We start from the raw sequence: 548 nt of genomic DNA on the forward strand, positions 1-548 counted from the left end.
GTGCGTTCACATAATGGCATTTCTTTTTTATTTCCACAATTACTACACATCTTTGTAGAAGGAAACCATTTATCTATTTTTACAAGCTGTTTTCCTTGTTCTTGTAGCTTATATGCTAAAAATGTCGTGAACATCCTCCAACCGTTGTCCGCTACACTCTTACCAAATCTAAGTGCTCGTGACATTCCTTTCATATGTAAGTCTTCGATTGCTACAACGTCAAAACTCGTAGCTAATTCTTTAGACTTATGATGAAGAAAATTTTTACGTTGATTGGCGACCTTTTCATGCAATTTCGCTACACGAATGCGTTGTTTATTCCAGCGCTCTGAACCTCTCACACGTCTTGCTAATACTCGTTGTGCCTTCGCTAATTTCTCTAACATCTGACGATAAAAGCGAGGATAATTGGCTTTCTCATCTTCGCTACTCACGTACAATTCAGCCATTGCGAAGTCTAATCCAACTACACTTTGTACTTCTTTTTGTACAATCTCTTTTTCATATTCAGTCAAGATGGACACATAGTATTTACCAGTAGGTGTCAT

At 37.6% G+C, this 548-nt stretch carries 1 protein-coding gene; it reads right to left on the reverse strand.

The window, feature by feature from the left end; all coding sequences use genetic code 11:
• Window positions 1–548: RNA-guided endonuclease InsQ/TnpB family protein (locus GFJ36_RS18300; protein ID WP_157349700.1), on the reverse strand; the 548-nt coding region annotated here is incomplete at both ends.

This window comes from Bacillus sp. EE-W1 (assembly GCF_009760835.1).
Taxonomy (GTDB): domain Bacteria; phylum Bacillota; class Bacilli; order Bacillales; family Bacillaceae_G; genus Bacillus_A; species Bacillus_A wiedmannii.